This window comes from Nonomuraea sp. B12E4, assembly GCF_039871825.1.
In the GTDB taxonomy this organism is placed as follows: domain Bacteria; phylum Actinomycetota; class Actinomycetes; order Streptosporangiales; family Streptosporangiaceae; genus Nonomuraea.
The window spans coordinates 149,957-166,015 of sequence record NZ_JBDPME010000006.1 but is presented as its reverse complement, the minus strand read 5'-3'; the positions used below and the strand labels follow the sequence as shown (position 1 = coordinate 166,015).

Sequence of the window (16,059 nt, the reverse complement as noted above, 5' to 3'; positions counted from 1 at the left end):
CACACATCGCCCAAATCGTCAGACAAGTATACTGGTCGTCCTCAGTACCCGGCCGCCTTGTCGACGACGTTCCGTAGCGGCGCACCACGGGCGAATCTATCCAGGTTGTCCACCAGGATGTCGAGCCCCCTGCGTGCGGTCTCCCTGGTGGTGGCGCCGTTGTGCGGGGTGACGATCACGTTCGGCAACGTCCAGAAGGGGCTGTCGGCGGGCAGCGGCTCGACGCCGTGCGCGTCCAGCCCGGCACCCGCGATCTCGCCCCGCCGCAGGGCGTCGAGCAGGGCGTCGTCGTCGGCGATGCCGCCCCGCGAGACACAGACGAAGCAGGCCGTGGGCTTCATCGCGGCGAACGCCTCCCGGCCGAACCGCCCCGCGGTGGCCGCGGTGAGCGGCGCGGTGACGACCACGAAGTCGGACTCGGCCAGGAAGCGCGGGAAGTCCTCCGGCCCGAACAACTCGTCCACGCCCGGCGCGGGCACCGCCTTCCTGCGCATGCCGAGCACCCGCATGTGGAACGCCCGGGCCTTGGCCGCCAGGTCCAGCCCGGCGTGGCCCAGCCCGTACAGGCCGATGGTCCTTCCGGCCAGTTCGCCGTGCGTGAAGCGGTCCCAGCGGCGCTGCGCCTGGGCGCGCGACCAGCGCGGCACGTTCCTGTTCAGCATGAGCGTGAGCAGCATCGCGTGCTCGGCCAGCGGGATCGCGCCGTTGCCGGTGGCCGAGGTGAGCGTGATGTCGCCGGCCAGCAGGCCGTCCGACAGGATGGCGTCCACGCCCGCGGCCGGGCTGTGCACCCACCGCAGCCGGGAAGCCCTGTCCAGCAGCGCCTCGGGCACGTGGCCGACGACCGCGTCCGCGTACTCGATGCCGGCCAGGTCCGGCGTGAACTCGACGGTCGCCGCCGGGGCCGCCGCGCGGATCCGGCGGCGGGCGTTCTCGTCGTGGTCTCCGGTGATGATGATCCTCATTTGAGCCCCGTGGTGGCGATGCCGCGGATGAGGTGCTTCTGGGCGATCACGAAGAAGATCAGCACCGGCAGCAGCGACAGGAGCGACATCGCGAACAGCATGCCCACCCCGCTCTGCGTCTCGGAGTCCACCATGGAGCTCAGCGCCACCGGCACCGTGAACATCTTGGGCGAGGTCAGGTAGATCAGCGGCACGAAGAAGTCGTTCCAGGTCCAGATGAAGGTGAAGATCGTGGTGGTGACGAGCGCGGGCCGCATGAGCGGCAGGATCACATACCAGAAGGTGCGGAAGGGGCCCGAGCCGTCGATCCAGGCCGCACGGTCGAGATCGCGCGGGATGGTCCTGATGAACTGCACCATCAGGTAGACGAAGAACGCGTCGGTGGCCAGGAACTTCGGGATGAGCAGCGGATAGTAGGTGTTCACCAGGCCGAGCTGCGAGAAGAAGATGTACTGGGGGATCACCAGCACGTGCATCGGCAGCATCACCGACACGAGTGTGATGGCGAGATACACCTTGCGCATCCTGAACTCCAGCCTGGCCAGCGCGAACGCGGTCAGCGAGCAGGAGAAGAGGTTCCCGACGATGGCGCCGACGGTGACGATCAGGGAGTTGGCGAAGAACACGGAGAAGGGGCGGTTCAGCGCGTTCCAGCCCTCGGCGAAGTTGTCGAAGGTAATCTCGCTGGGGATGAGGCCCGGCTCGGTGAGGATCAGGTGGTCGGGCTTGAACGCGCTGACGATCATCCAGATCAGCGGATAGAGCATCAGCAGGACGAAGGCGCCGAGCCCGACGTGCTTGAGCAGGTCACGGCGGCCACGCCGGCGCACGGCCGCCCGGGCGCTCCTGCGGGTGGTTTCGAGGGTGGCGGTCGTCATCAGTCGTCTCCGTAGAAGACCCAGTACTTCGACAGGACGAAGTGCACGGCCGTCACCAGGCCGATCGCGATCATCAGCACCCAGGCCAGCGCGGAGGCGTAGCCCATGTCGAAGTTCGTGAATCCCTGCTGGTAGATGTAGAGCGTGTAGAACAGCGTCGAGTTGGCCGGGCCGCCGGTGCCGCCGCTGACGACGTGGGCCTGGGTGAAGGTCTGGAACGCGCCGATCGTCTGCAGGATCAGGTTGAAGAAGATGATCGGGGTGAGCAGCGGGATGGTGACGCGGGTGAACTGGCGGACGATCCCGGCGCCGTCCACCTTGGCGGCCTCGTAGAGCTCCTCGGGGATCTGGCGGAGCCCGGCCAGGAAGATGACCATCGGGGAGCCGAACGTCCAGACGTTCAGCACGATCAGCGTGGAGAGGGACAGGCTCGGGTTCTGCAGCCAACTGCCGAGCTCCAGTCCGAAGACCGACAACGCCCGATCGATCAGGCCGTCGTCGCCGAAGATCTGCCGCCACAGGATGGCCACGGCCACGCTCGTGCCGAGCAGCGAGGGAAGGTAGAACGCGCTGCGGTAGAAGGCCAGGCCGCGCAGCCCCCGGTCCAGGATCAGGGCCAGGAGCAGCGCGAAGCCGAGTTGCAGCGGGATGGAGACCAGGACGTAGATCACGGTCACCTTGACGGCGGCCCAGAAGTATTCGTCCTGGAACATGCGGTGGAAGTTCTCCAGGCCGTTGAACTCCGGCGCGGACAGGATGTCGTAGTCGGTGAAGGCCAGATAGAGCGAGGCGACCAGGGGCACGGCGGTGACCAGCACGAGCCCGAGCCACCAGGGGATGAGGAGGACGTGCGCGGCCCCGCCCTGGCGGTGCGGTTTTGAGACGCGGCTCACTTGCGGGTCCGCTCGATGCCGGCCTGGACCTCGTCCAGGAAGCGTTTGGAGCCGTCGGCCGTGCTCACCCGGCCGAGCGAGATCTCCTCGGCGACCCTGGCCATGGCCGTGCGCCAGGTGTTCGTGCCGGGCGGCGCCTCGAAGCGGGGCTTGCGCTCGGCCTCGCGGGCAGCCTGTACGACGGCGAGCATCTCCTTCTCGTCCTGGCCCGCGAACTCCTTCGACTGCTCGAACACCTTGGGGTTGACCGGCGCCCCCATGGTCAGGCCGACGGTCTTGAGCATCGCCACGTTGTTGGTGTTGTAGTTGACGACCTTGCCAGCGGCCTGCAGCTTCTCATCGTCGATGCCCTGATATATCGCCATCCGCGGGAAGTACAGGAACGGGTGCCCGGCCTGGGCCCCGGCGGCGACCGGCATGGGGCGCAGCTTGAAGCGCTGCTCGGGGAACATCTTGGCGTCGTCGATGATGTGGTTGGAGTTGCCCACCTTGGCCAGCACCTTCTTGCCGACCAGGGCCCAGTCGGGGGACATGCCCTCCTGCTCGCTGAGCGTCAGCACGGCCCCGGCCTTGAGCAGCTTGTCCCACCAGTCGAACCAGGCGCGCGTGCTGTCCACGGTGAAGCCGGTCCTGCCGTCCTCGGTCCACAACTGCTCGCCGCGCTGCCGCAGCCAGGACTCGAACGGCAGGTCGGCGTCGGCCTCGTACGCCATGCCCTTGCGCTTGCCGGGGTTGTTCCTGGAGTAGTCGATGAGGAAGGCCGCCCAGGCGTCCCAGTCGGTGTCGGTGGCCGGGAGCTCGACGTCGTCCTCCTTGGCCCAGGTCTCGTTGTAACGGATGACGGGGACGAAGATGCCGAACGGCATCGTGTTGAGCTCACCGCTGAGCTTGAAGGAGTCCAGGTCGGCCTTGGAGTAGGCGGACAGGTCGAGGGTCGGGATGTCGTCGAGGCGGCGGTAGAGCTTGCTCTTGTGGTAGGTCAGCACCTGCGGGGAGGCGATCCAGAAGATGTCGGCCACGTCGCGGGCGGCCATCTGCGTGGTCATGCGCTCCTGGAAGGCGCTGTATTCGGCGAACTCGGGCTCGATCTGGATGCCCTGGTTCTGGGCGGTGAACTCTTTGAGCGCCTTCATGTAGTTCTGCTGCCGGATGTTGTTGCCCCACCAGGCGTATCTCAGTGAGACGCCGCCCGCGCCGCCCTCGGAGCCGCCGCACGCGGTGAGCCCGGCGCCCAGCGCACCGGCCGCGGCCAGCTTCAGGAATCCCCGCCGATCGAGTCCGCTCATCACTCTTCTCCCGTCGCTCTCACAGGGGACCGGCTACCCCGGTGATGACTTAGTGTTCATTTGTCAGACTAGACCGTCAATAGGTCATGAATACTTGTTTGACAATCTGACCGTGAGGACCTCGTAGAGGCCGATCGGGGGCAGGAGCACCTGGCCGCGGTCGTCCCGCGGCAGGACGCGGCCGGCGCGCAGGGCGCGCACCTCGCCGGGCCAGGGCACGGTGAGCCGGGACTCCGGGATCCCGAGCGGGCGGCGGAAGCGCTGGTCCGCGTCACCGGAGCGGTTGAGCAGGTGGATCACCCCGCCCTGTGCGGACCGGCCGAGCACGACCTCCACCTGCTCCGGCAGATCGGTCTCCACCGCCAGGTCCGCACCGGCGGCGGCGAGCGCGCGGTCCGCGAACAGGTCGCGATGCGCGCTCAGCCCGGTCTCCCGGTAGCCGCGGCCGACCGTCCACGGCATCAGCACGCCGGTGCCCTGCCCGTAGCGGGCGCTCAGCCAGCCGGGGTGGCCGGTCTCCTGGTGGCCGTGGCACTTCTCCGGCGGGCCGTACCTGGCCCTGGACAGCGCGAGCACGCCCGTCCGCGCCCCCTCGCGCGCCTCGACCACGTGGAACGCGCCGATCACCGGCAGCATGCCGCGGTCGCCGCGCAGGTGCAGCGAGCGCACCGACTCCTCGCTCTCCCGGCCGGCCAGGCGGCGGGCCGCGGGCAGGCATTCGAGCTGCGCCCGATCCGCCTCGAACCCGGTCGAACCGGTCGCCAGCACCGTCCCGCCCGCCCGCGCGTACGCGTCCAGCGCCTCGGGCTCCCGCAACGGCCCGAGGTCGGGCAGCACGACCAGCCGGTACCGGGACAGGTCGCTCGCGGCCAGCTTGTCCTCCGGCAGCACGTCGAACGGGATGTGCCGCTCCAGCAGGGCCAGGTAAAGTCCCTGGAACTCGCCGGTCGCCCCGCTGACGGCACCCCGCGACGGGTCGGGCCTGACCAGCAGCGTGCGGGCCGCGGAGACGAGATCCCGGTAGACGTCCGCGTGGTCGCGGTGGAAGCGGGTGATCTCGCCCCCGAGCCGCAGGCACTCGTACGGGCTGTCGTCGGGCGTCCCCATGATGTACGTGGACGGGATCGCCCCCCGCGCGGTCGCCTGGATCAGATACTGGGCGAAGTGGTAGGGCTCCTCCCCCGCCATCCGGTACGGCATGTCCACGAACCCCACCGAGTTGACCAGCACGGGAACCTCCGGCCGGAACGACTTGGCCGCGCTGACGTGCTCGCTGGTCCGGTGGTGCCAGAGCGGCCGGCCGACGGCGTTGTTGGCCTCGTGGAAGACGATGTCGGCGCGCTCGCCCAGGATCAGCGCCGCCCCGGGCCGCCGACCGGCGATCTCGGCCCTGATCCGGGCGTTGAGATCCTCCAGGGCCTCGTTCGCGAGCCGCCGCCAGCGCGGGTGGCCGGGCGAGTCCCGGTCCGTGGGCAGCGGGTCGCCGAAGCGGCGGGTGCACGCCAGGCAGTGGCACACGCCCCAGTAGCGCCGGCTGTAGTCGACCTCGTTGTACGACATCCAGTTGAGGAAGAAGCCGTCGATCTCGTACCGGTCGAGCACCTCGCCGATCACCTCGAACAGCTTGACCTGGTAGTAGTCGCCGCTCGGGCACACGCTGGTCAGCCCGTTGTAGACCTGGGAGGCGCCGTCGGGGGCCACGAAGCACCACTCGGGGTGCCGCTCGGCCCGCCGCTGGTCGATCTTGGAGAAGTCCATGCGGGCGAGCACCCGCACGCCCCTGCGGCGGGCCGCGGTGACCGCGTCGCCGACCAGATCCCCGGAGGGGCGTTCGGCCAGCCACGGGTTGCGTGTCTGGAAGTCCAGGTCGGTCGGGTAGTTGGACAGGATGCCGCCGACGCTGAGCAGCCAGGTGTCGGCGCCGTACTCCGTCAGGTGGTCGAGCACCCGCTCCACGTCCAGCCCCGCGTCCACCTCACGAAGATTGGTCTGGAACATCCGGAACGGCTCCCACCACCAGCGTTGGATGGCCTCACTCCGTTCGGCGGCTCGGTCGCCAGACGCCGCCGCCTTCCCCCGCTCTGGTCGCTCCGCTCCCGCCGCTCCTCCAGGCGACGGCACTCCCTCGCGTGTCATGCGCGGTCCCAGGTGAGGTGCACGACCTCGATGAGGTCCACGCCCGTCAGCTCGACCTCGGCCCGGCCGTCGCGGATCTCGGTGGTGGCGTCGGTGCCGGCGACCAGCAGCCTGGCAGTGGCGCCCCGCACGCCGGGCGGCAGGGCGACGGTCACCGTCTGGGCGGGCAGCGGGATCGTCTCCCTGATGGCGCCGCGCATGGCCATCGGGTTGGTGAGGTTCACCACGGCCACCGCGACCCCGCCCGCGTCCCGGCGCACGGCGAGGTCGGCCAGGCCGGGTCCGCGCACTGTCGCCTCGGGCTCACCGCCGAGCGCCCACCGCACGGCGTTGGCGATCAGCCGGCCGTGGTCGGCCTGGAGCGCCTCCCAGTAGACCGCGCCGAGGTCGAACGGGAAGTACACGACCCGGCCGCGGCCGGCCTCGGCGGCCCTCGTGACGGCGGCGGGCGCGTCCGGCTGCTCCCGGGCGTACAGCTCCTCCATCGGCAGGTCGGGAAAATCGGGTATGAACCGGAACGGCACCTGCGTGCCTGGACGGGCCGCGACCCGCAGCAGGCGGGTGCCGCCGATGATCCGCTTGGCGCCGCCGAAGCCCGCGTTCACGGGATGCTCACCGGTCAGCGCGATGTAGTTGTTCTTCACCGGGCCCCTGACGGGCTCGACCAGGTCCACGCCCAGCACGTCCGCCAGGCCGAAGGCGTCGCGCGGCTCGCCTCGCTCGTCGTACAGGGAGGACTGGTGGGCGGCCACCAGGCTGCCGCCCGCGGCGACGTACTCGCTGATCACCTGGCACTGCGCGTCGCTGAGCTGCTCGGCGTCGGCCAGCACCAGCACCTTGTACGGCCGCAGCCGCTCCGCGGACAGCGCCTGGTCGGCCAGCAGGTCGAACGGGACGCGCGCCTCGACCAGCGCCTGGTAGAACCCGTCCTCGTCGGGGAAGGTGTGCGCCGCCCCGGTGCGCAGCCGGCCCACCCGGTGCGGGTCGAGCAGCGCGACCTCGGCGCTCACCGGCAGCCCCGCCAGCACCGGCTCCAGCCGCGCGTGCAGGTTGAACGCCTCCACGACCGCCGGCACCCACCGGGGGTCCGAGATCGTGGCGTTGAACTTCGTGAACCACGGGAACGCCCCCTGCGCGAACCCGTCCACGATCCACGTCTTGACCTCCTCCGGCGGGGCCACCGCGTCCTTCCACCGGTGCTGGTGGTGCTCGGGCCCGACGGAGGTGATCAGCCCGACCGGCCGGTCCGGGAACAGGCCGCGGCTGCGCTTGGCCACCCGGCCGGCCGCCCACGGCGCCTCGGTGCCCGAGCGGCCCTGCTTGTCCACCACGAACATCGGATAGACCCGGCGTACCAGCTCCGGCTCCAGGTCGCGGGCGGCGAACGCGCCGAGGTTGGGGATGAAACGCGCGTGCGGCCGCACGTCCTTGACCGCCGCGTCCCAGATCGCGACCAGCTCGCTGAGCTTGCGCCGGCGCCAGGGCACGTACGCGGCCCAGGCCGGGTCGGTGCCGTCCCCCTCGCGTTTCGGCAGCTCGAACCCGGTGTCGTCGCGGAAGGAGCGCTGCGCGGCCTCGCTGTGGGAGATGCCGCCGTAGCCCTCCCAGCGGTTGGCGAAGATCGCGTCCACGTCGTACTCGCGCACGATCTCCCGAGCCACCTCGGTGATGAACTCGCGGTGGTAGCCGGTGAAGGCGCACGTCAACCAGATGTCCGGGTACGACCAGTGCTTGATCGGCCTCCCCTGCTCATCGCGTGCCAGCCATTCCGGATGTGCCCCGGCGGCGTCGGCGTGCACCGCGTGCGGGTCCACCCGCGCCATGACGTGCATGCCCAATCCCCTGGCTCGCTCCACGAGGGTGCCGAAGGGGTCGGTGTCCCCCAGGTAGGTGCTGCGATGGTGGTACGGGATCCGGGTCGGGTAGTAGGCGATGTAGCCGCCCGCGCTGATGCAGATCGCGTTCGACCTGCTGTCACGCATCACCGAGGTCCAGAAGTCGACATCGAGATGGGCCGGGTCGTCCTCGGCCAGCGTGAGCTGGGTCCAGCGGGTCGCGGTTCTGGGCCAATCGGAAGTCCGCACCATGACACACCCTAACGTCAGGCTTGTTGTCAGACGCGAAATATTGTCATACAAGCGAGCAAGCATGACAAGACATCTGCCTGCGAGGCCGGAAGGCTCGGCGTGGCGGAGCGGCTTCGTGAAGCCGTGGCGGGTCTATGATGTTGAAAAATGAAGCGGCGCCGCTCCCCGGCCGCCGCCGGTCTGCGGAGGTCTCCGGTGTCGCAATGGGCTCATGACGCGTTCGGGCAGCGGGCGCCCGCCATCAGGCAGGCCGTCGCGGAGGCTCTGTCGGTCGCGCTGGAAAACGCCCGCGACGCGCAGCGGATGGCCCAGACCGACCACCTGCACCCGTTCGGGTTCACGCTCATGTCACGCAAGTTCGAGGCGCTGGCCGAGGCGTTCGAGGACATGGGAGACGTGCGGATCGTCAAGCCCGCGGGGTCGCAGCACGAGCTGGTGCTGCTGGACGGCAAGCTGCTGTTCCCGTTCCGCTACGCCAGAGACCGCTCCCTGAGCGTGATGAGCGCGCGCATCGGCGACGGCAAGCCGTCCGCGCTGGTGCAGGCGCTGTTCAACCGGTTCGGCCCCGAGCCGCGGATGCGGCAGCTCGCGCTGCACGACGTCGCGCCGCAGGCCGCCCCGATCGCCGAGGCGCTGGGCGACCTGCCGGAGGGGACCGGCCTGGTGCTGATCGCCTACGCCTGCAACGCGCACGCCGGGCTGCTCGACGTCTGGTGGGGCGAGGCCGAGCTGCTCGACCGCACCGGCAACCTGCGCTGGCACCACTGCGAGGAGATCCCGCTGGCGCGGGACGAGCCCACCGCCTACTCCTCGACGCTGTCGCTCACCTTCGACGCGGGCGACATGCCCACGCCGGCGCTCAACCCGCGCACCGCTGCCGAGCGGCTCGCCCCGCCGGTCAGCGAGGCCACCCCGGCCGGGTCAGAAGCCGCCGCCGGTGAGTGATCTCAGGACGGGCGGGCCGTCGCCGCAGGCCGTCGCCGACGCCTTCGACGCCACCCGCCTCACCCAGGCCCGCCACCTGGCCGCGCTCACCAAGAAGGAGGTGGCCGAGCATCTGGGCGTCTCCCCCGCCGCCGTCGGCCAGTACGAATCGGGCGTCACCCGCCCCCGGCCCGACCTGATCCCGCGGCTGGCCGAGGTGCTGGCCGTGCCGACGGCGTTCTTCCTGCCCGGCCGCCCGCACGGCAAGCTGGACGGCTCCATGGCCCACTTCCGCAGCCTGCGCTCCACCCGCGCCTACCAGCGGGCCAAGGCCGTGGCCTTCGTCGAGCAGGTGTGGGAGCTGACCTACGCCCTGGAGAAGCGGATCCAGCTCCCCCTGGTCGACCTGCCCGGCTTCGCCGGCGGCGAGATGCACCCGGCGCTGCCGCGCGACCCGGCGGGCGCGGCGAGGGCGCTGCGGGCCCACTGGGGGCTGGGCGCCGGCCCGGTCAGCCACCTCGTACGGCACATGGAGGCGCACGGCATCGTGGTCGCCTTCCCCCGCCACGACCCCGACGCGGTCACCGTGGACGCCTTCTCCACCTCCAGCCTGCCCCGGCCGATCGTCGTGCTGACCCCCAACCGGTTCGACGACATCTATCGTCACCGTTTCACCGCCGCCCACGAGCTCGGCCATCTGGTCCTGCACGGCGACACCGCCGCGGGCGACAGCCACCAGGAGCGCGAGGCCGACGCGTTCGCGGCCGAGTTCCTCACCCCGCGCGACAGCATCCTGCCGCACCTGCCGACGCGTGCCGACCTGCGCAAACTCGCCGAGCTGCGGCAGACGTGGGGGGTGTCGGTCGACTCGCTGCTCTACCGGTGCCGGGAGACCGGGTTGCTGTCCGACTCCGCCGCCGGCCGCGCCTACCAGCGCCTCAACGCCCTGCGTGACCAGCCGGGCTTCGCCAACGAGCCGGTCTCCGGCAATCCCGGTGAGCAGCCCGTCCTGCTCGCCCGGGCCTTCGACCTGGCCTCCCGGGAGAGCGGCCTGACCGCCGCCACCCTGGCCAGGGAGCTGGCCTGGCCGATCGGCCGCGTACGCGAGCTCATCGGCCTGCCCGACCAGCGCCCCTCGCTCCGGCTCGTCCCGTGAGCCCGGGGCCTCAGCGTCGCCTGTCCAGCGGGTCAGCGCGGCCAGCAGGCCGAGCAGGGCGAATCCGACAGCGGCCACCCCGGCAGCATGTCGGTCACATAGCCGCCGTCCGCCGACACCCCGGTCAGCAGCAGGCAGGCGATCCCGAGCAGGCCCATGCTCACGGCGGCCACCCGCCGTGCCCCCATCCGCGTCACCAGGTGCTGCCCCGCGAAGGACCCGGCCACCGCCATGATCGGCAGCACCGCCGTCATGAGCCCGAACTGGACGGCCGAGTAGCCGAGCACGTCCTGCGCGTACTGGGTGAGCACGAACGACTGCCCGAACGCGGCCATCCCGGCGGCGAGCGTGACGAGGTTACCGCCCACCAGCGTGCCGGACCGGAAGATCCGCAGGGGCAGCAGCGGGGCGCGTACCCGTGACTCGACGGCCACGAACAGGCCGAGCAGCACCACCGCCCCCACCGCCGGCGGGCTCAGCCAGCCGCTCTCCGGCACCTCGGCCACCGCGTAGACGAGCAGCACGAGCGCCGCGGCGACCGTCAGCGCCCCGGCCGGGTCGAGCGGGCCGCCGGTACGGTCGCGGCTCTCGCGCAACAGCACCGGGCTCAGCGCCAGCAGCGCCAGCCCCACCGGAACGTTGACGAAGAAGATCCACTCCCAGCCGAGCCCGTCGGTGAGAGGCCCGCCGGCCAGCGCCCCCGCGGTGCCGCCGACCCCGGCGATCCCGCCCCAAAACCCGAGTGCCTTGTTGCGCTCGGGACCATCGGCGAAGGTCGTCATCACGATGGACAGCGCGGCCGGGCTCATGATCGCCGCCGCGGCCCCCTGCGCCACGCGGGCTGCGACCAGCACCCAGTCCGCCCAGGCCAGCCCGCACAACAGCGAGGACACCGTGAAGAGCGCCACCCCCACCATGAACACCCGGCGCCGCCCGAACAGGTCCGCTGCCCGGGTGCGGGGGTTCGGTGGGGCGTTCGGGGGTAGCGGGGGTGGCAACGTCGAGAGGAGGCGGGGGATGCGCCGGATCGTCCTTGCCGCGTACATGACGGCCGCGGCCGCCACGGGGTGCTCACAGGCGGGGTTGGACACCACGCAGCTCGCGCCGCAGAACGACGGGGCCAATGCCGATCTGCGCGGAGGGCTGTACCTGCGCAACATCTTCCTGCTGGGTGGGGCGGAGTCGGGGTCGCCCGTGCCGCGGCAGGTTCTGTACGGGGTCCTGATCAACAGTGGTGACCGGCCGGTGCGGCTCGAACAGGTCACCGTCGAGGGGGGTGGCTCCGTGCAGTTGGCAGGGCCCCTCACGTTGCCGCCCGATCAGCCCGTCGGCACCGGCAACCAGCCCCTCGGGACGGTCAGTGGGGTGCGGGGCGACACGGTGCCGATGACGTTCACCTTCGGCGGGGCCGAGCCCCTGCGGCTGATCGTGCCGGTCAAGGCGAGGATCGGGCAGTTCGCGAGTCTGACGCCCGCGCCTGCGGGGTCTCCGTCGATGGTCCCCACGCCGGAGGGCTCGCCACCGGCCACGCCCGGGGAGTCGGTGCCGCCGCCCATCCTTCCGGGGACGACGACGCCCGCCGCGCCACGGTGACCGCGCCGCCGCCCGTGGTGTTCGCTTCGGCTGGGCGGTGGCGCCTCTGGTCGCGCGGGCCGGTAGTTATGCGGGCCGGTAGTTATGCGGCCGCGCTGGTCACCACTCCTCGCCCCCGCCCTCGTCGCCCTCGAAGACCTCCTCGATGATCTCACCGGCCACGAGCCCGCCGACCACCCCTGCGGCGGAGCCGGCGGCCACCGCGCCGAGGCCCATCCCACCGTGGTGCGACTCATGGTGGCCGTAGTGCCCGCCGTGGTGCGACTCGTGGTGGGCATAGTGGTCGCCGTGGTGCGGCGCGTGGTGGCCGTGCTGGGCCAGGCCGGTCATCCAGCGGTCGATCTCGCTCGGCCAGTCCGTACGCAGAGCGTCCTCGTGGCTGACCTGGAAGCGCCCGATGGCATCTCCGGAGTAGCGGCCGGACCGCTTGTCGGCCTCCAGGATCACCTCCAGCCCGGCGGGGCCGGCCACGAAGGTGACCTCGATCTCCCCCACCCCGCCGGCGTACTGGGCGGCCGGGTAGAACTCGATCTCCTGGTAGAACGGCAGCTCCTGGTGCACCCCGTACAGGTGGCCGAGCTCCAGGTCCGCGGCCTTGAAGTGGAAGCCGAGCTGCAGGAACGACTGCAGGATGCGCAGTTGGGAGGGCAGCGGCTCGACTCCCACCATGTCCAGGTCGCCCTTGTCGACGGCCTTGGCGACGGCGAGCTCGGTGCGTACGCCCAGCGCCATCCCGTCCAGGTGCTGGCCGCCGATCTCGCTGATCGGCGTCTCCCACGGCACCGGGATCTGGAAGGCGATCGCCCGCTCCTCGCCCTCGCGCAGCGTGAACGGCCCGGAGACCTGGGAACGGGTGAACTCCCCGACCCCGGACCCCTCCCCGTCGCCGTGCTCCATCTCCACCCGGGCCACCAGCCCGAGGGTGATGTGCTCGATCTGGGCGTCGAAGTCGCCACCCTTGAGACGGACCTCGCCGGCCAGCGTCCCGCCCGGCTGGGTCCGCGGCGTTGCCAGCACGGTGTCCACCGAGGGGCCACCGACGCCGAGGGCACCCAGCATGCGTTTGAAGACCACGGCTTTGCTCTCCCTGTCGAAGATCTGGTTGTAGTGCCGTCCGCCCCAACGATCAGCGCTCCCGCCGGGTTCCGGAGAGGCCGACAACCCACCAGAAGTCGTCCGCTATGCCATCGACCAGGCGGAATGTCCGCTCCCGCCGTCCACCCCTCGTTCACCCGGACGTCAAAGGGTGAAGAAAACCTTCGCAATGATCTCGCCTGCGAAGGAAAATATTGAGACCCTGGACTGCACTTACCCCCAGCCCCAAGGAGCGGCCCATGCGCCGACTACTGGCGATCTCCCTCGTCGCCGTCCTGCCCTTAACAAACGCGACCGCGGCCCGCGCCCAGGAGCCCGAGACCCGGCAACAGGACTTCGCGGCCGCCGCCGCGGAGTTCCAGGTCCCCGCGAGCGTGCTGCTCGGCGTCTCCTACCTGGAGTCCCGCTGGGACGCCCACGCCGGCCGGCCGTCCAGCGACGCCGGGTTCGGCCCCATGCACCTCACCGACGCCGCCGCCTTCACCACCGCCAACCATCACAGCGAGGGCGCGGAGGACGCCCGCGGCGACGACAGCAGGCCGCTGCCCGCGCCCGCCGCCCCGCCCGCCCCCGCCGGCCTCCCGCTCTCCCTGCGCACCATGGAGCGCGCCGCCGCCCTCACCGGCGAGAGTCACGAGCGCCTGCGCACGGACGCCGCCGCCAACATCCGCGGCGGCGCGGCACTGCTGGCCGACTACCAGAAGGCGCTCGGCGCGCCGCTGAGCGACGATCCCGGAGAGTGGTACGGGGCCGTCGCCAGATACTCCGGCGCCGAGGAGGCCGGCGCGGCCAGGTTCTTCGCCGACGAGGTGTTCGCGACGATCAAGGGCGGCGCGGAGCGGACCACGGACGACGGGCAGCGGGTCGAGCTGGCGCCCGTGCCGGGCCTGGCGAAGATCGAGAAGTGGCTCGACCTGCTCCGCCTGCGCCACCCCCGCCCCGACGGCGTGGAGTGCCCGGCCTCCATCTCCTGCGAGTGGATCCCGGCCGCCTACCAGGAGCTGCCACCGGACGACTACGGCCACTACGACCTGGCGAACCGCCCGGCCAGCCAGAAGGTCGAATACATCGTCATCCACGACATGGAGGGATATTTCCTACCCTCCATCGGCCTCAACCAGGACCCGAAATACGGCGCGAGCTGGCACTACTCCGTACGCGCCACCGACGGCCACATCGCCCAGCACATCAGGACCAAGGACGTCGGCTGGCAGGCCGGCAACTGGTACGTCAACGCCAAGTCCATCGGCATCGAGCACGAGGGCTTCCTGGCCGAGGGCGGCACCTGGTACACGGAGGCGATGTACCGCAGCTCGGCCCGCCTGGTCCGCTACCTGGCCCGCCAGCACGGCGTGCCGCTGGACCGCGCCCACATCCTGGGCCACGACAACGTGCCCGGCACCCTGCCCACGACGGTCCAGGGGATGCACGAGGACCCGGGCCCGTTCTGGGACTGGGCGCACTACTTCGACCTCATGGGCGCCCCGCTGCACCAGTCCGGCGGCCCCCGCTCCGGGTCGATCATGATCAAGCCGGACTTCGCCACCAACAAGCCGTACTTCTACGGCTGCGACCGCGCGAACCCCCAGGCCGCCTGCCCGCCGCTCCCCGCGCAGACCGTCTGGCTCCGCACCGAGCCCCGCGACGACGCGCCGCTGGTCAAGGACATCGGCAAGCACCCGACGGGCGAGTCCCTCTACAGCGTCTACGACCACAGCGCCCGGGCCAGCACCGGCCAGCGGTTCGCGGTGGCCGAGCGCCGGGGTGACTGGACGGCCATCTGGTATCTCGGCCAGAAGTCCTGGTTCCACAACCCGGCCGCCGCGCCCACGGCCGTCCCGTCCAGGGGCCTGGTGGTGACCCCGAAGCCGGGCAGGGCCACCGTCCCGGTGTACGGCCGGGCGTACCCGGAGCAGGAGGCGTATCCGGCGGACGTCCCGTACCAGGCGGTCACCCCGCTGCAGTACACGTTCTCGGCGGGCGAGAAGTACACCCTGGCGGGCCCGGCGGCAGCCGAGTATTACCGGGCGGTCACCTTCGACCTGGCGGACCACCAGGTGGTACGGGGCCGGACGAAGTATCTGCAGATCCAGTTCGGCCACCGGGTGATGTACGTCAAGGCTGACGACGTGCGGGTGATGTCCGCCGGGTGAACTCCTTGACGGCCCGCCTGGTGCTGGCGAGCGCCTCCTGAGAGGAGTCGAACGTCCGCTGGGCGACGCCGACGAAGACGCAGTCCACGACGAGGAGCTGGCTGATCCTGCTGGCCAGGGCGCCGGGACGGAACTCCGTCTCGCGCCCGGCCGAGATCAGCACGTGTTCGGCCAGCTCCGCGATGGAGGAACGGGGGTTGTTGGTGATCGCCACGGTCGTGGCCCCGGCCTCCGCGGCCCGGGTCAGCGGCTCGATCACGTCGGGGGTCTCGCCCGAGGTGCTGATCCCGATCGCCACGTCCCCAGGCTTCAGCAGCACCGCGCTGGTGAGGGCCAGGTGGGCGTCCTGGAAGGCGTGGCTGGGCAACCCGATCCGCAGCAGCTTCTGCGCGACGTCCTCGGCGACCAGCCCGGAGGCGCCGACCCCGTACGCGTCGATGCGCCGCGCGCCGACGATGGCGTCGACCACGAGCCCGAGCCGCTCGGAGGTGAGCTGGGCCACGGTGTCGTTGATGGCCTCGGACTCGGCCCTGGCCACCTTCTGGATGACCTCGGACAGCGGGTCGTCGGGCGCGAGGTCACCGGGCACCAGCCGGTCCGGCTGGGCCGCCGCCGCGGCTAAGGCCAGCCGCAACTGCGGGTAGCCGGCGAACCCGAGCAGCCGGGCGGTGCGCACGATCGTGGCCTCGCTGGTGCCGGAGGCGGCGGAAAGCTCCGTGATGGTGCTCCTGGCCACCGTCGCCGGGTCTTCCAGAATGAGGCGGGCCACGGTCTGGGCGGCGGGCGTCAAGGACGGCAGCACACCGCGGACCGTGGCCACCAGAGTGTCGGCCCGCAGGCCGTTCCCGCTGTCGTCCACCTCACGATTATGCCCTGCGTGCGATTGCCGGTGA

13 protein-coding genes are annotated in these 16,059 nt (G+C 71.0%); 4 read left to right on the top strand and 9 right to left on the bottom strand.

Annotated elements, in window-relative coordinates:
• Positions 1-41: 41 nt before the first annotated feature.
• The 6 genes from ABGB18_RS16625 to ABGB18_RS16600 all read right to left on the bottom strand — a co-directional run bounded on the left by ABGB18_RS16625 (position 42) and on the right by ABGB18_RS16600 (position 8,245).
• Positions 42-965 (bottom strand): D-2-hydroxyacid dehydrogenase, encoded by a 924-nt coding sequence (locus ABGB18_RS16625; RefSeq protein WP_347696396.1) that lies wholly within the window; start codon positions 963-965, stop codon positions 42-44.
• Positions 962-1,843: a carbohydrate ABC transporter permease gene (locus ABGB18_RS16620; protein WP_347696395.1), complete on the bottom strand. Its 882-nt coding sequence runs from the start codon at positions 1,841-1,843 to the stop codon at positions 962-964. The genes ABGB18_RS16625 and ABGB18_RS16620 overlap by 4 nt, the downstream gene beginning before the upstream one ends.
• Positions 1,843-2,736 (bottom strand): sugar ABC transporter permease, encoded by an 894-nt coding sequence (locus tag ABGB18_RS16615; protein ID WP_347696394.1) that lies wholly within the window; start codon positions 2,734-2,736, stop codon positions 1,843-1,845. Before ABGB18_RS16615 ends, ABGB18_RS16620 begins: the two co-directional genes overlap by 1 nt.
• Entirely contained in the window at positions 2,733-4,022 is a 1,290-nt protein-coding gene (locus tag ABGB18_RS16610; RefSeq protein ID WP_347696393.1) for an ABC transporter substrate-binding protein, read from the bottom strand. Before ABGB18_RS16610 ends, ABGB18_RS16615 begins: the two co-directional genes overlap by 4 nt.
• 84 nt (positions 4,023-4,106) lie before the next feature.
• Entirely contained in the window at positions 4,107-6,020 is a 1,914-nt protein-coding gene (locus tag ABGB18_RS16605) for an alpha-amylase family protein (protein WP_347696392.1), read from the bottom strand.
• Positions 6,021-6,154: 134 nt separating this feature from the next.
• Complete coding sequence (locus tag ABGB18_RS16600) at positions 6,155-8,245, bottom strand: family 10 glycosylhydrolase (RefSeq protein ID WP_347696391.1); 2,091 nt, start codon at positions 8,243-8,245, stop codon at positions 6,155-6,157.
• A 147-nt stretch (positions 8,246-8,392) separates the two neighbouring features.
• Here ABGB18_RS16600 and ABGB18_RS16595 point away from each other — a divergent pair, with 147 nt between their 5' ends.
• Both ABGB18_RS16595 and ABGB18_RS16590 read left to right on the top strand, forming a co-directional pair.
• A complete protein-coding gene (locus ABGB18_RS16595) occupies positions 8,393-9,190 on the top strand; it encodes a hypothetical protein (RefSeq protein WP_347696390.1) in 798 nt (265 codons plus the stop codon).
• Entirely contained in the window at positions 9,183-10,325 is a 1,143-nt protein-coding gene (locus tag ABGB18_RS16590; RefSeq protein WP_347696389.1) for an XRE family transcriptional regulator, read from the top strand. The genes ABGB18_RS16595 and ABGB18_RS16590 overlap by 8 nt, the downstream gene beginning before the upstream one ends.
• 32 nt (positions 10,326-10,357) lie before the next feature.
• Here ABGB18_RS16590 and ABGB18_RS16585 read toward each other — a convergent pair whose 3' ends face one another.
• A complete protein-coding gene (locus ABGB18_RS16585; RefSeq protein ID WP_347696388.1) occupies positions 10,358-11,323 on the bottom strand; it encodes an MFS transporter in 966 nt (321 codons plus the stop codon).
• A gap of 19 nt (positions 11,324-11,342) precedes the next feature.
• Between ABGB18_RS16585 and ABGB18_RS16580 the strand changes: the two genes are divergently transcribed.
• The gene (locus ABGB18_RS16580; RefSeq protein WP_347696387.1) at positions 11,343-11,918 is read left to right on the top strand and encodes a hypothetical protein; all 576 of its coding nucleotides are present in this window, start codon (positions 11,343-11,345) and stop codon (positions 11,916-11,918) included.
• Between the two features lie 99 nt (positions 11,919-12,017).
• On the opposite strand, the gene ABGB18_RS16575 is transcribed toward ABGB18_RS16580, so the two are convergent.
• Positions 12,018-12,992 carry a sporulation protein gene (locus ABGB18_RS16575; RefSeq protein WP_347696386.1) on the bottom strand — a complete coding sequence of 325 codons (975 nt, stop codon included), beginning with the start codon at positions 12,990-12,992 and terminating at the stop codon, positions 12,018-12,020.
• A 260-nt stretch (positions 12,993-13,252) separates the two neighbouring features.
• Between ABGB18_RS16575 and ABGB18_RS16570 the strand changes: the two genes are divergently transcribed.
• Positions 13,253-15,166 (top strand): N-acetylmuramoyl-L-alanine amidase, encoded by a 1,914-nt coding sequence (locus tag ABGB18_RS16570; protein WP_347696385.1) that lies wholly within the window; start codon positions 13,253-13,255, stop codon positions 15,164-15,166.
• Here the strand turns inward: ABGB18_RS16570 and ABGB18_RS16565 are convergent.
• A complete protein-coding gene (locus ABGB18_RS16565; RefSeq protein WP_347696384.1) occupies positions 15,129-16,025 on the bottom strand; it encodes a MurR/RpiR family transcriptional regulator in 897 nt (298 codons plus the stop codon). The genes ABGB18_RS16570 and ABGB18_RS16565 overlap by 38 nt on opposite strands.
• Positions 16,026-16,059: the final 34 nt, after the last annotated feature.